Raw genomic sequence first — 12,830 nt, forward strand, 5'->3', positions numbered from 1 at the left:
CTGGATGGGGTGCTGGTGCGGGTGGACGGGGTCTGGGAGTGGTGCAGGTCTGGGAGTGGTGCGGGTCTGGGCGGAGCCGATCCGGATGGGCGGTGTCGGCGCCGGGGTCGGTGGCGCCGGGGTCGGTGGAGCCGGTCAGGCCGGGGTGATCGAGTGCCTGGCGGCGAGCAGCTCGCGGGTGTACGCGTCCTGCGGATCGGCGAGGACGGCGCTCGTGGCGCCCGCCTCGACGGTCCTGCCCCGGTTGAGGACGAGGATGTCGTCGCTGATGTGCTCGACCACGGCGAGGTCGTGGGTGATGAAGAACATCGCCACACCGGTCTCCGCCTGCAGTCTGGCGAAGGTGTTGAGCACCTGCGCCTGGACGGACTTGTCGAGGGCCGAGACGGCTTCGTCGCACACGAGCACGTCGGGACCGTTCGCGATGGCGCGGGCGATCGCGATGCGTTGCGCCTGCCCGCCGGACAGTTCGTGGGGGAACGCGTGGACATAGTCGGCCGGGAGCGACACCTGGTCGAGGAGGCGTTCGATCGTCGCGTTCCACGTCTTCCGGGGGACCTCCTGCGCACGCAGTTGGAAGGCGAGGTTCTGCCCGACCGTCATCGTGGGGTTGAGGGCGTTCCGCGGGTCCTGCGGCACGAGCTGGATGCGTCGTCTCGCCGCCCGGAGCTGGGCCCTGTCCATCGCAAGCAGGTCGTCGCCGCCGAGGAACACGCGGCCTGAGTCGGCGTCGAGCAGTCGCATGACGATGCGGCCGAGCGTCGACTTCCCGCTGCCTGACTCGCCGACGATGCCGAGGGTCCTGCCGCGTTCGAGTGAGAACGAGACGCCGTGGAGCGCCGTGAACGAGCCGAACGACTTGACGATGTTCTCCGCCTGGAGCACTGCGGTCATGCTGCACCTGCTTCCGAGTCGATGGTTGCGCCGTGCTCGTCGAGGGGCGCTGCGACGCCGTGGCCGGGGGCGACGGCGACGAGCTCACCCCACCGGCGCTGTTCCCGCACGCTGTCCGGGACGACGGCGAGGTGGCCGCGCGGCACCGATGCTGACGGTTCCGCCGCGATGAGCGCTCGTGTGTACGGGTGGCGCGCATCGCTCAGCACGATGTGCGCGAAGCCGAGTTCCACGATCCGTCCGGAGAGCATCACGGCGACGCGGTCGTGCGGTTTGCTCGCGACGAGCGCTGCGATGCCGATGTCGTGGGTGATTAAGAGGATGGCCGTGCCGAGGCGCTCACGGAGTTCGCTCAGGAGTTCGACCACGCGCACGCCGACGGAGGCGTCGAGGGCGCTGGACGGTTCGTCGGCGACGATCAGTTCTGGGTCGCAGCTGATGGCGATGGCGATGGCGACCCGCTGACGCATGCCGCCGGAGACCTCGTGCGGGTAGCAGCGGGCGACGCGCTCCGGCTCGCGGATCTGCACGAGGTCGAGCAGTTCGAGCATGCGGGCGTTGGCTGCCTCGCGGTCGAGCTCCGGGCGATGGCGCCGGAGCGTTTCGATGATCTGTCCACCGATGCGGCGCATCGGGTCCAAGGAGGCGTTCGGATCCTGCGGCACCATGCCGATGCGCTTGCCCTGGATGCCGCGCAGCTCGCGGCGCGACATGCGCAGGAGGTCGACGCCGTCGAAGTCGACGCGGCCCTGGACCCGTGCGCCGGTCGGCGCCATGCCGGTGATGCTGCGGGCGAAGACGGTCTTGCCGCTGCCTGACTCGCCGAGCAGGACGGTGACCTGCCCGCGTTCGAGGCCGAGGCCGACGTGTGTGACGACACTCGACCATCGGCCGTTCGAACCGCGGAATGCGACGTCGACCGCCGTCGCGTCGAGTGCGAGGGGGATGTCGGAGGGCAACTGGCCGCCGCCCTGTGGCGGCGTGACGGCGGTGGGGTTCTGGTCGTTCACGAGTCGCCTCCGCGTCCGTTGATGGCCTGTCGGATCCCGTCGCCGATCAACGGGAAGAGGATGGAGAGCAGCAGGATCGCGATGACCGGCAGCATCGCGAGCAGCGGGTCCGTGTAGAGCGCGGTCTGCATCTCCTGCAGCACCGCGCCGAGCTCCGGCTGCGGCGACGGCACGCCGAGGCCGATGAAGCCGAGGCCGCCGGCGATCGCGATGTTCGCTCCGACGAGCGAGGTGGAGTACGCGAGCACGGTCGGGAGGATGACCGGTGTCACCTGCCGGGTGAGGATCGAGGGCAGTCCTGCGCCGCTGGACCTTGCCGCGGTGATGTAGTCGAGGTCACGGAGTCGGGCGACCTCGGTCTCCGCGATGCGGGCGACGGGGGCGATCCACACGAGGGTGAGGGCCAGGAGCAGTGTCGGCAGGCCGACGCCGAGCGTGATGGCGAGCAGTAGGGAGAGCAGCACCCCCGGGAAGGCGAACAGCACGTCGATGCCGCGCATCAGCACTGTGTTGACGATGCCGCCGCCGAGGCCGGCGACCGTCCCGATCACGATGCCGATGACGGTCGCGATGATGATCGGGACGACGCCGGCGACGAGGGACGTCCGCGTCGCATAGATCAGTCGGCTCAGCATGTCCCGTCCCTGCGAGTCGGTGCCGAGGATGTGCCCGGGGCTGCCGACGGGGAGGAGGCGGGAGCCGAGGTCGCCGACGATGGGGTTCGCGAGCGGGAGGAGGGGTGCTGCCACCACGATCACGACGATGACCGCGAGGATGCCGAGGGCGATCTTGGACCGTAGGGGCATGCGCGAGAGGATCGAGCGGCGACGGAAGCGTGCGGTCGATGCCGCTTTCGCTTTCGTCGGTGTCGTCTGAGGGAGTGCGCCGTGCTCGACGCTGGTGATTCCGGTCATCGTTGTCCCACCCTGATTCTGGGGTCGAGGAGTGCATTGAGGAGGTCGGCGAGCAGGAGCACACCGATGAAGATCACGGCGATCAGGAGTGAGACCGCCTGGACGAGCGCGTAGTCGCGGAGCGTCACGGCCTGGACCACGAGGGCGCCGAGGCCGGGGATGCTGAAGATGTTCTCGACGAACAGGGCGCCGCCGAGCATCGATCCGACCTGGATGCCGAGGACGGTGATCATCGGCGGGAGTGCGTTGTGGTGGGCGTGGACGGCGATGCTCGCGGGGGAGAGGCCGCGTGCTCTGAGTGAGGGGAGGAGTTCTGTCGCCTGGAGTGACGCGATCGAGGTCTTGAGCGACCTCGCGAGCTGGGCGCCAGGGGCGAGCGCGAGGGCGACGGCCGGGAGGAGGAGGTGCGACGCGACATCGCCGAACCCGCCGCCGTCCCGGTTGGAGACGCCGCCGGCCGGGAAGATCGGGAGGAGGACGGCGAAGCAGACCAGCAGGATGAGTGCCACCGTGTACTGCGGCGCGGAGAGGAAGAACGCCTCGACCCAGTCGGTCGCGCGTCGGACGCCGCGCCAACGGGAGGTCGCCGCGTTGCCCATCCCGATGCCGATGATGACGGCCAGGATGCTCGCGGCGCCGCCGAGGAGGAGCGTGTTGCCGAGTGCCGGGCCGATGACGCTCGCGACCGGTCGTCCCTGGCTGTAGGAGTAGCCGAAGTCGCCGGTGACGGCGTGGCCGATCCAGGTGAGGAACTGGACGATGAGCGGCTGGTCCAGTCCCATCACATGGCGGAGGGCGACGCGGTCGGCCTCGGTGCTCTGCAGCCCGAGGACGTTGAGTGCTGGGTCGCCCGGCGCTGATCTGACCGCGAAGAACACCACGATCGCGACCACGAACGCGGTGACGAGCGTGAGGAGGAGGCGGCCTCCGATGAACCGGGCGAACGGTGTCTGCCACATGGCTTTGTAGTCCATAATTGTACTATTGTCCCGTGCGACTATTTCAGCCGTGTTTCGCGACCGTTTCGTCTCGGGTACGTCCTCCGCGCGGCTCGGATCGAGGGATCGCCAGGCTTCCGAGTAACCTCGCACGTACGATCTGATAGAACTGGATCGGACTATGGATTCGGACGACTCGGCCATCTGCGATGTCGAACGGGGGTCGCCGTGGTCCGCCCCGACAGATTGGACGGTCATGGCCCTCAGACACGCGATCCTCGCAGCGCTCTCCCGTGGAGTCCCGCGCACGGGATACGAACTGAACGCCAGCTTCAACGACGACAACGACCGCGCCTGGCACGCCAGTCCGTCACAGGTCTACGCCGAACTCACCAAGATGGACGCCAACGGGCTCATCGAGGTCAGCGAACGCAACCAGCGCGGTCGCACCAGTTACGCCATCACCGAGGCCGGCCTCGACGAGCTGCGCAGCTGGCTCGTCCGCTCAGAACCGGACCACAGCATCCGCGACGACGTCATGTTGCGGCTCGTCACCGCGTGGGTGCTCGACGACACGAGTGCGCGGTACGTCATCGAGGCCGAGATCGCAGCCCAGCGCAAACGGCAGGTCAGTCTCACCCACATGCTCGACACCTGGGCGGAGGAGCACGAGGACACGCGGGTCTGGCGCAACCGCAAGGCCATGTGGACGCTGTGGCTCGCCCAGACCAACCTCATGCTCGACTGGCTCGCCGGTCTGCTCGAGATCCTCGAGGACCCGACGGTGTCGGTCGATGATGCGCTCGCCGAGATCCGTGCCGGGGCAGGCATCGCCGGCTGAGGTGGGCGTGCCGATCAACGGCATCGCGAGAGACCCGTCGGATGTCACCGGCCGACGGTCAGGGCCTCCAGGGCGGCGAGTCGTCGGTCCCGATCGCCGATGATCTCGACGACCTCCAGGTGCTCGCCGACGACATCGGGGTCGTCGATGAGTTCCAGCAGCACATCGTTCATCGTGTCTCGGAGCGCCAGGTGCTCGTCGGCGTCGGGCACGATCGCGTCCCGCGCCGTGAGCGGCAGCACCACGAGCAGATCGACGTGTTCCAGCGCCTCGAGGGTGATGGCGGAGGATCGTTCCAGGATCTCGTCCGAGCCGGACATCCCGCTCAGCTCGTCCAATGCCAGCAGGTATGCGAGGAAGTCGATGGGGCCGCGCTCCGCGATGAGCTTCCCCGGTGACTCCTCTGGTGAGAGTCGTGTCGCGGAGAGGCGGAGCTGCGCCGCGAACAATCCCGCGCTGGGCGTGTCCCACGTCTCGTCCACGAGTTCGAAGGGGTCTGGCAGGACCGTGAACTCGGGATGGCGGAGCGCGAAATCGGACACGAGGGTGCTCTTCCCGCTCGCATGGGTTCCTGACACGACTATCCGCACGTCGTGATTGTAGCCGTGCGGGTGTCATCCGCGTGAGGTCATTCGATCGCCGAGGCGATGTGGTCGGTGACTCGCCTATCGAGTCGTGCCGGTGCCGGTGCCGGTGCCGGAGCCGGAGTCGGTGTCGGTGTCGGGGAACGCGGACATGGCGAAGTCCACGGTTTCGAGCAATTCCCGACGCCCGACGCCGCTGGCGGCCTGCACGGTCAGTCCCGTCGCGACCGTGAGGTAATACCTGGCCAGTTTGGCCGGGTCGGCGTCCAGGGGGAAGTCGCCGTCGTCGAGAGCCTGCTCGAATCGGAGCTGCATCGCCTGGCGGATGTCTTCGCGCCGACGTGCCAGTTCCTCTTGGACGTCCGCGTTGTCGGCCGAACCCGCCAGTGCTCCCTGCACGAGGAGGCATCCGGTGGGCTGCCCCTCGCTCGTTGCGCTGATCACGACGCTCGTCAGCATGTGGAGGGCGGCCGCGCGCCCCGTCGGCTGCGCGGCGGCTGCTTGCAGGTTGGCGGCCGAGTAGCGCATGTATCGCTCCACGACCTGGTCGAAGAGCGCGCGCTTGTTCCCGAACGCCGCGTACAGGCTCGGTGGGTTGATGCCCATGGCCTCCGTCAGCTCTGCGATGGAGGTCGCTTCGTATCCTCGTCGCCAGAACACTTCGACCGCGCGATCGAGCGTCTCTTCGAGGTCGAAGTTCCGGGTGCGTCCACGAGACATGTTCCACCAATCTGTAATGGTCGCTACAGTGAAGTGCTATAACTGTAGCGGACACTACACATTCTATCCATGGTGAACCGTATGTCGATGCCGCGACCGTGCTCATCGGCACTTCGGTGCGCCCACAGCGAAAGGACCTCCCATGACGGGAACCTCCCACACCCCTCCCTCGAGACTCGCCATGCCGGTGATCGTGCTCTCGGTCTTCGTGGTGCCATTGGCGATCTCGGGCATGGGAGTTCTCCTCCCGACCATCGCGCGCGACCTCGGGGCGTCACCGTTCCTCCTGCAATCGGTCGTCAATGGATTCAATGCCTCGTTCGCCGTCTTCACCCTCGTGTGGGGCGTGCTCTCGGATCGACTCGGCTATCGCGCAACTGTCGTCGTCGGTCTTGTGTTCTTCACGGCGGGTTCCATCGTGAGCGCGATCGCGCCTGACCTGGTCGTACTCGACATCGGCCGCATCCTGTCAGGGATCGGCGGCGCAGCCGTGTTCACCGGAGCGGCATCCTTGATGTCGAATGCCTGGGAAGGAGCGGCGCGTGCTCGGAACTTCGCGATCTTCGGGACCGTCATCGGCATCGGATCAGCCATCGGCCCGGTGATCGCGGGTGTCCTCACAGGATGGCTCGGCTGGCGGGGCGTCTTCATCGTATTCGGGATCGTGACGCTGCTGGCGATCGCCTTCAGCAGGTTCCTGCCCAAGATCACCCACGAATCGGAGCCCGGCCGGAAGGTCGTCGACTTCGGGGTACTCCGCAATCCCCACTTCCTCGCGCTCTCGCTCGTCCCCGTCGCGACAGCGATCGGTGCGATCACGCTCGGCACCTATCTGCCGGTTGCATTCGGCGCGGTCTACGGACTCTCCGCCCCGGCCGCAGGTCTGTTCATGTTGTTCATGATGGCGCCGATCGTCGTCGCTCCGCTCGCGGTGTCGCGGATCATCAGCACCGTCGTCGCGGTCACGCCGATGATGATCATCTACATCGCTCTCGGCGCGATGATCGTCGGAGACGCCGCGCTGCTCGTCGTCTCGCCGGACATCGCAATGTGGTGGGCGATCCCCGGGATGTTCCTCATCGGCGCCGCCTTCGGCATGACCATCGGACTCGTCGACGGCGAGGCGCTCTCCCAGGTCCCGCCCCACCGCTCCGGAGCAGCTGCTGGAGTCCTGAACTTTGTGCGCGTCGGCAGCGAAGCTGTGGTGATCGCCGCTTTCGCTGCCGTCGTCGCGGCTCTGATCTTCAGCAGTCTCGGCGACCAGGGCATCGCCGATGCAACCGCTGCCGGTCTCCCTGGACACGGGGACGAGTACGCCGCCGCGTTCCGCACCGTCCTGCTCGTGATGATCGGTATCAACATCCTGTTGACGATCGTCGTCGCAGCGTTGCACCGCGCGCGCCTCCGTCGCAGCGGTGAGGAAGCGAGTGGGATCACGCCCGCCGGTGAGATCCTGACGCCGCGGTAGGCCTGGTTCGCGATCGGCGACCCGCGTCGCGGTGAACGCCGGGCCGTGCTCGTTGGGGCCGAGAGCGAAGGCTGACGACTGTCGGCCTTCGCTATCGGTGCACCATTTCGCGTTGGATGCGCCGATCGAGGTCGTCGAGTTCGGCGAGTACCTCGGACGCGGCCCACACCCGATCTCGCTTTCGGCCCGTGATCTCCCGGATGAAGCCGGCCTCGACAAGCTGGTCGATGGCCCGGTAGGCCTGGCGCTCGGTGGATCCGGCATGGCGCTCAACCGAGTCTGCGCTCATAACGGGGTGATCGAAGAACGCCGGGATGAGTGCCTCGGCAGCGGAGCCTGCTCTCGGCTTGATCTCCGCGACCCACTCGTCTGGCATCGCTCTGAGTCGCGCTATCGAATCGCGTGAGCACGTGGCTGCCGCTCGTGCCGAGTGCGCGAACAGTTCGATGAGCGGTGCCGGGTCGCCCAGGCGGTAGGTTCCGAGCGCGGCGAAGTAGTCATCGCGGCGCGCGAGCAGTCCGCTGGCGAGTGGCACCACGGCGTGAAGCGTGGCTCCCCGGCGGCGAAGCACCGCGGACACCAGCGCACGTCCGATGCGCCCGTTCCCGTCGGTGAACGGGTGAATCGATTCGAACTGCGCGTGCCCGATCGCAGCCTGCACCATCACGGGAACATCGTCGCGGTTCAGGTACAGGACGAGGTCTTCCATCAGCTCGTGAACTCGCTCTGGCGCCGGCGGTACGTGGAGAGCATCGCGTGGAGCGAAGTCGCTGCCGCCGATCCAGTTCTGCATGTCGCGGAGCACGCCGGCATGGGCGGCCTCGGTCGGATCGTTCGACATGAGTGCGCGGTGAGCATCGGTGAGATTCTCGAGTGAGAACAGGCCTCGTTCGCCGACGGTGGTGATGAGATGATGTAGCGCCGTGGACGCGGCGACCATGCTCACCGCGGAGGCGTTCGACTTCTGGCCCGCAATCGCCTTGGCGTAGTCCTCCGCCGATGCGGTGACCTGCTCGATCTTCGACGAGGCGACTGACTCTGACCGCACCATAAATCGGCTGAGTGCTGCGGAATGGCCATCGGCATCGGTGTCGGCCTGTACGACGACCAGCAGCGCTTGCTCCGTCGCCAGGAGAACGGAAAGCGGCGGCACGTAGTGCAGGTCGGCAATGAGTGGGGGGATGGTCGCGCTGACGTCGCTGAGCATTCGATCAGCTCGAGTGCCACCGCGCGTCTGCTGGCGCCACGGGAGTCTCTCAGTGCCGTGGGGTGGCCAGCTGGAGTCGTGTGCGCGCGGGGGCATAAGCCCCAGTATAGAGATTGTTACTGGGGTTTATGTATTGTAAACGTCAGTAACGGACGACATGTTGGTGATTGCTGACGGTGACGCACGCATCCGCTCGGTGTCAGTGTGCTCGGCCGCCGGGTTCCAGCTGACGCTCAACGCGCACGGCGGATGACCGGAGCACGCCCCGCCGAACCGCCGCGAACGTCAACCAGCGGTGCTTGAAGCGCCCGCCCCAGAGGGTGCGATGCTGCGACGACTGCGGACTGCCAGGGCGATCATGACCGCGGGGATGAGCACGTCGTAGAGCAGGACGCCGCCGGTGTTGCCCGGGTTCCAGTTCCCGTGGGCGAACGACTGGTACAGGTGGCCGATCGTGGCTCCCCACAGGAACATGCCGGCGATGAGGCCGATGGTGATGCGCTCGCGCGGACCGGCGTGGATGGCGCGGAAGCCGCCGATCGCCAGCCCGAGGTTGGCGAACGCGATCTCGGTCACGAACGGCGTCTGCTGGAAGCCGATCGCGGTGGTCATGATGCCGGGGAAGAGGAGGAACGACACCGTCATCCAGGCGCTGCCGCAGCCGAGTGCGGCCACGGCCCACCAGCGCTGCCAGATCTCCAGCCTGGGCAGCTTGGTGGACCTCGCCGAGTGGATGCTCGCACCGATGACGACGATCAGCAGCCAGATGGCCGGCACGGACGTTTGGAACAGGAACATCGAAGTGGACATGACGGCAGTCTTGCACGCACAATATTGCAAACGCAAGACTGCGCTATGCTTCACGTATGGATGATGGACTTGCCGACCTGCTCCACCGCGTCGTCGCGACCCTCGGAGACCTCGCGCGCAAACGCATCGCCTCCGGGCCGGCGCAGCTGACCTACACGCAGATTCGGATCATCGGCACGCTCGAAGAGGCGCCCGGGATGACGCAACGCGAGCTTGCGGACTCCGTCGGATTGTCGGAGGCGGCGACATCGCGCGCACTGCAGTCGCTCCGGGATGCCGGCCACGTCGACATCGTCACCGACCCCGCGCATGCCAGGCGACGCCTGGTGACGGCGACGCCTGGCGGGTTGCACCTGTTCCACGCGTCGGGTGCGGCCAATGCCGTCGAGTTGCGCGACTGGCTCGTGCGCGAGGGATTCCCGTACGAGCGATACCTCGCCGATTCGCAGCGGCTCGCCGAACTCCTGGGGCCGCTCAGTCGGACGATGTCGCCGGATCTTGACGTTCCTTCGGGCGCGCGAGGTCACGAGTCGACCGACCGGTGATGGGTTCCGGTCGGCGGCGAGGCATCGTTCGGATGTATCCCGCCACCGACCGGGACGAAGTGCTCTCCGGCGCTTCGGCTCTGTTCGGCTCTGCTCTGCGAAACGGTCAGAGCGTCGCGAGGATGCGCTTCATGGTCGCGATCTCCTCGCTCTGCGTCGAGACGATCCGTTCCGCCATCGCCTTCGCGGCCGGATTCGTGCCGTCCGCGACCTCGGCCTTCGCCATCTCGATCGCTCCGCCGTGGTGTTCGATCATCTGCTCGAGGAAGAGCTTCCCGGCCTCGGCGCCCGTCGCCGCGTCGAGGGCGTTCATGTCGGCGTCGGACATCATCCCGTCGGTGCCGTGGTGCATCTGCGACATGCCCTGATCCGCGCCCCACTCCTCCAGCCAGGTCGTGAGCTGTGTGATCTCGGGCGCCTGGGCTCCCTTGATCTGCTGGGCCAGATCGACGATGCGCGGATCAACGGCAGCCTTCCCTAGGAGGGTCTCGCTCATCGCGACCGCTTGTTCGTGGTGCGGGATCATCATCTGCGCGAACATCACATCGGCGGTGTTCGAGGTCGCCGATTCGGCTGTTGCGGAGGGTGTCGATCCGCCCATGCCCATGCCGGAGTTTCCCCCGGAACAGGCGCTGAGGAGGAGGGCGGTCGTGAGTGCTCCTGCTGCGAGGAGGGTGGTTCGTGTGGTGAACATGGTGTGGTCCATTCATGGAGATTCGTTGAGAGATCGGTCTGAAATCGGGGTCGCCGAAGGGCGTGTCCGCGATACGCGGAGCGGCCGTCGCAACTCAGGTCCGACTGATGGACAGCGCGTTCAGATCCGGTCGATGCACGGGGATGCCGGCCTCGGCGCAGAACAGCATCACCTGTCGAAGGGCCTCGACCAGCGGGCGGTGAACCGCGGGCGCGACGGCGAGATGCACGAGGGCGAGAAGCGTGACGAGGAGGGCGCAGAGCGCGGTCATCATGGCGCAGTCCGGCGTGCAGCCCGCGCCGCACGGCACGTCCCCGGGAGCCGTTTGGAGGGTCATCGACATGGCCGTGGCAGTCGCAATGGTGGTGGTTGTGGTTATTGTTGTCGCCGCGCCCGGGGTATCAGCGGCATCGGTGACGGTGTGGATGCCGTGCGAGCCGGCCGGCATCGCCGACATCTGTGCGCCGGAGTGCATGACCAGGACCCAGGCGAGCACGGCTGACAGCGAGAGCACGGCGACGAGCATCGTCGTCACACGACGGCCATGGGGCGGCCGGGAACATGTTCGCGATGCCGGGCCCATGTCACCTCCGTGTGCCGATGTCTGTGCAGACGGCGCTCTAATGCCGTACCCCCGTAGAGTATCCTGACTCGCGTTGTTTGTCGCGAACGATTCAGGCGGCGAGGTGCTGCTGTGTGTGTACGGATCTCGCTAGCGGACGGTTTCGGCGCGGCGGTCCCGGTCTGCGAGGGCGATGACGAAGGCAGCGGCCGTGAAGACGGCGGTGAGTGCGATCGCAAGGGTGGGGCCGAGGGTCGGGCGCCCGCTCCACGGCACCTCGACGACCTGCAGCACGTAGTAGAGGATCATCGCGAGGGCCATGCCGATGGCGGAGCCGACGCGCTGCGAGAACTGGATGAGCGAGCCCGCGATGCTCGACCGGAACGCCGGAACGTCGAGGAGCGTCCGCGCCTGGTTGGCGGCACCGACGAGCGCTGCGCCGAAGGAGTTGCCGACGAGCGCGATGCAGACGGCCAGCGGCAGCCATCCCGCGGGAACCGCTGAGATCGAGATCGAGATCGCGAGCAGGGAGATGGTGCCGATCAGCGCGCCGATCGCGATGAGGCGGTAGCTCTTCGACTCCGGCAGGCGAGCCATGATCCAGGAGCCGGCGAGTGCCGCGCCAGCGGCCGGCAGCATCCACAGTGCGGTCTCGAGCGGCGTCTGCCCGACCGCCTGCTGCAGGGTCAGGGTGGTGATGAGGGCGCTCGCCGTCCCCGCCGCGTAGGAGAGTGCGGCGATCGCGAGGCCGGACGGCAGGTGGTGGATGCGGAACAGGCTCGGGTCGACGAGGGGCTGCGTCTCTCCGCGTGACAAGCGCAACTCGTGTCGAATGAACAGGACGCCGAAGATCAGCCCGACCGCCGTGACGCCGAGCATCCACGGGGCTGGGGCGGATGTCGACGAGATGGTGCTGAGCGGGAAGATCGTGAGGGCCACGGCCGGGACGAGCAGAGCTGCTCCCACCGCGTCGAAGCCTCGTCGTTTCTCCGTCCGAGGTTCGTGGACGAACCGCCAGGCGAGCGGGACGACGACCGCGCCGACCGCGACGTTGATCCAGAACAGTGCGCGCCAGGAATCTGCGGAGCCGACCGCCTGCATCACGACTCCGGCGATCACCGGGCCGAATGTCGACGTCGCGGCCAGGATCGCGGCGAGGATCGCGAGTGGTTTTGTGCGCTCGCCGGCCGGGAACACCCGTTGGATGATGCCGAGCACCTGAGGCATGAGGATCCCGGCGCCCGCGCCCTGCAGCAGTCGTCCGGCGACGAGCCAGTTCGCGTCGGGAGCCAGCGCGCACAGGATGCTCGCGCCGATGAAGACGAACGATCCGACGAGGAACACGCGCTTGCGGTCGAGCACGTCGCCCAGGCGACCGGACGGCAGCAGGAACAGCGCGTACGCGATCGTGTATCCGACCAGCATGAACTGGATCGCCGACTCCGAGCCACCCGTGGACTGCTGGATCGCCGGAAGCGCGACACCGACCTTCGACACGTCGAGAATGGTGAGTGCGGCCGTCGCCGCGAGCACGGAGAAGGTCACCCACGGCCGTTCGCGGGGGCTGTTCTCCGCGGTCGGCGGTGTGGTGTCGATCAACAAACGGATGCTCCTGTCGGCGTAACACGGGGGTAACGTCAATT

Annotated in this window: 14 protein-coding genes; 3 read left to right on the forward strand and 11 right to left on the reverse strand. The window is 67.3% G+C overall.

What is annotated here, in order from left to right; translation table 11 throughout:
* Positions 1 to 135: 135 nt before the first annotated feature.
* Genes ACL9RL_RS17560 through ACL9RL_RS17575 form a run of 4 tightly spaced genes read right to left on the reverse strand, consistent with a single transcriptional unit; the run spans position 136 to position 3,792 of the window.
* Positions 136 to 894 (reverse strand): ABC transporter ATP-binding protein, encoded by a 759-nt coding sequence (locus ACL9RL_RS17560; protein ID WP_422781579.1) that lies wholly within the window; start codon positions 892 to 894, stop codon positions 136 to 138.
* A complete protein-coding gene (locus ACL9RL_RS17565; protein ID WP_422781580.1) occupies positions 891 to 1,904 on the reverse strand; it encodes an ABC transporter ATP-binding protein in 1,014 nt (337 codons plus the stop codon). The genes ACL9RL_RS17560 and ACL9RL_RS17565 overlap by 4 nt, the downstream gene beginning before the upstream one ends.
* A complete protein-coding gene (locus ACL9RL_RS17570; RefSeq protein ID WP_422781581.1) occupies positions 1,901 to 2,818 on the reverse strand; it encodes an ABC transporter permease in 918 nt (305 codons plus the stop codon). The genes ACL9RL_RS17565 and ACL9RL_RS17570 overlap by 4 nt, the downstream gene beginning before the upstream one ends.
* The gene (locus tag ACL9RL_RS17575) at positions 2,815 to 3,792 is read right to left on the reverse strand and encodes an ABC transporter permease (protein ID WP_422781582.1); all 978 of its coding nucleotides are present in this window, start codon (positions 3,790 to 3,792) and stop codon (positions 2,815 to 2,817) included. Before ACL9RL_RS17575 ends, ACL9RL_RS17570 begins: the two co-directional genes overlap by 4 nt.
* Positions 3,793 to 4,012: 220 nt before the next feature.
* On the opposite strand from ACL9RL_RS17575, the gene ACL9RL_RS17580 reads away from it, so the two are divergent.
* Complete coding sequence (locus ACL9RL_RS17580; protein ID WP_422781583.1) at positions 4,013 to 4,597, forward strand: PadR family transcriptional regulator; 585 nt, start codon at positions 4,013 to 4,015, stop codon at positions 4,595 to 4,597.
* Positions 4,598 to 4,641: 44 nt separating this feature from the next.
* Here the strand turns inward: ACL9RL_RS17580 and ACL9RL_RS17585 are convergent, their stop codons facing one another.
* Positions 4,642 to 5,175 (reverse strand): hypothetical protein, encoded by a 534-nt coding sequence (locus ACL9RL_RS17585; RefSeq protein WP_422781584.1) that lies wholly within the window; start codon positions 5,173 to 5,175, stop codon positions 4,642 to 4,644.
* Positions 5,176 to 5,262: 87 nt separating this feature from the next.
* The gene (locus ACL9RL_RS17590) at positions 5,263 to 5,901 is read right to left on the reverse strand and encodes a TetR/AcrR family transcriptional regulator (protein ID WP_422781585.1); all 639 of its coding nucleotides are present in this window, start codon (positions 5,899 to 5,901) and stop codon (positions 5,263 to 5,265) included.
* 142 nt (positions 5,902 to 6,043) lie between these two features.
* Here ACL9RL_RS17590 and ACL9RL_RS17595 point away from each other — a divergent pair, with 142 nt between their 5' ends.
* Complete coding sequence (locus ACL9RL_RS17595; RefSeq protein ID WP_422781586.1) at positions 6,044 to 7,369, forward strand: MFS transporter; 1,326 nt, start codon at positions 6,044 to 6,046, stop codon at positions 7,367 to 7,369.
* Between the two features lie 91 nt (positions 7,370 to 7,460).
* Here the strand turns inward: ACL9RL_RS17595 and ACL9RL_RS17600 are convergent, their stop codons facing one another.
* Complete coding sequence (locus tag ACL9RL_RS17600; protein WP_422781587.1) at positions 7,461 to 8,576, reverse strand: Fic family protein; 1,116 nt, start codon at positions 8,574 to 8,576, stop codon at positions 7,461 to 7,463.
* 285 nt (positions 8,577 to 8,861) lie between these two features.
* Entirely contained in the window at positions 8,862 to 9,386 is a 525-nt protein-coding gene (locus ACL9RL_RS17605) for a DUF6790 family protein (RefSeq protein ID WP_422781588.1), read from the reverse strand.
* A 56-nt stretch (positions 9,387 to 9,442) separates the two neighbouring features.
* On the opposite strand from ACL9RL_RS17605, the gene ACL9RL_RS17610 reads away from it, so the two are divergent.
* Positions 9,443 to 9,931, forward strand: a complete 489-nt coding sequence (locus tag ACL9RL_RS17610) for a MarR family winged helix-turn-helix transcriptional regulator (protein ID WP_422781589.1) — start codon at positions 9,443 to 9,445, stop codon at positions 9,929 to 9,931.
* Positions 9,932 to 10,037: 106 nt separating this feature from the next.
* Here ACL9RL_RS17610 and ACL9RL_RS17615 read toward each other — a convergent pair whose 3' ends face one another.
* From ACL9RL_RS17615 to ACL9RL_RS17625, 3 genes are all read right to left on the reverse strand, one after another.
* Positions 10,038 to 10,625, reverse strand: coding sequence for a DUF305 domain-containing protein (locus tag ACL9RL_RS17615; RefSeq protein WP_422781590.1), 588 nt, complete (start codon positions 10,623 to 10,625; stop codon positions 10,038 to 10,040).
* A 94-nt stretch (positions 10,626 to 10,719) separates the two neighbouring features.
* Positions 10,720 to 11,151, reverse strand: coding sequence for a hypothetical protein (locus tag ACL9RL_RS17620; protein ID WP_422781591.1), 432 nt, complete (start codon positions 11,149 to 11,151; stop codon positions 10,720 to 10,722).
* Positions 11,152 to 11,337: 186 nt separating this feature from the next.
* On the reverse strand, positions 11,338 to 12,789 hold the full coding sequence (locus ACL9RL_RS17625; protein WP_422781592.1) for an MFS transporter: 1,452 nt from the start codon (positions 12,787 to 12,789) through the stop codon (positions 11,338 to 11,340).
* Between the last annotated feature and the right edge of the window lie 41 nt (positions 12,790 to 12,830).

The organism is Plantibacter sp. Mn2098, from assembly GCF_049319745.1.
In the GTDB taxonomy this organism is placed as follows: Bacteria; Actinomycetota; Actinomycetes; order Actinomycetales; family Microbacteriaceae; genus Plantibacter.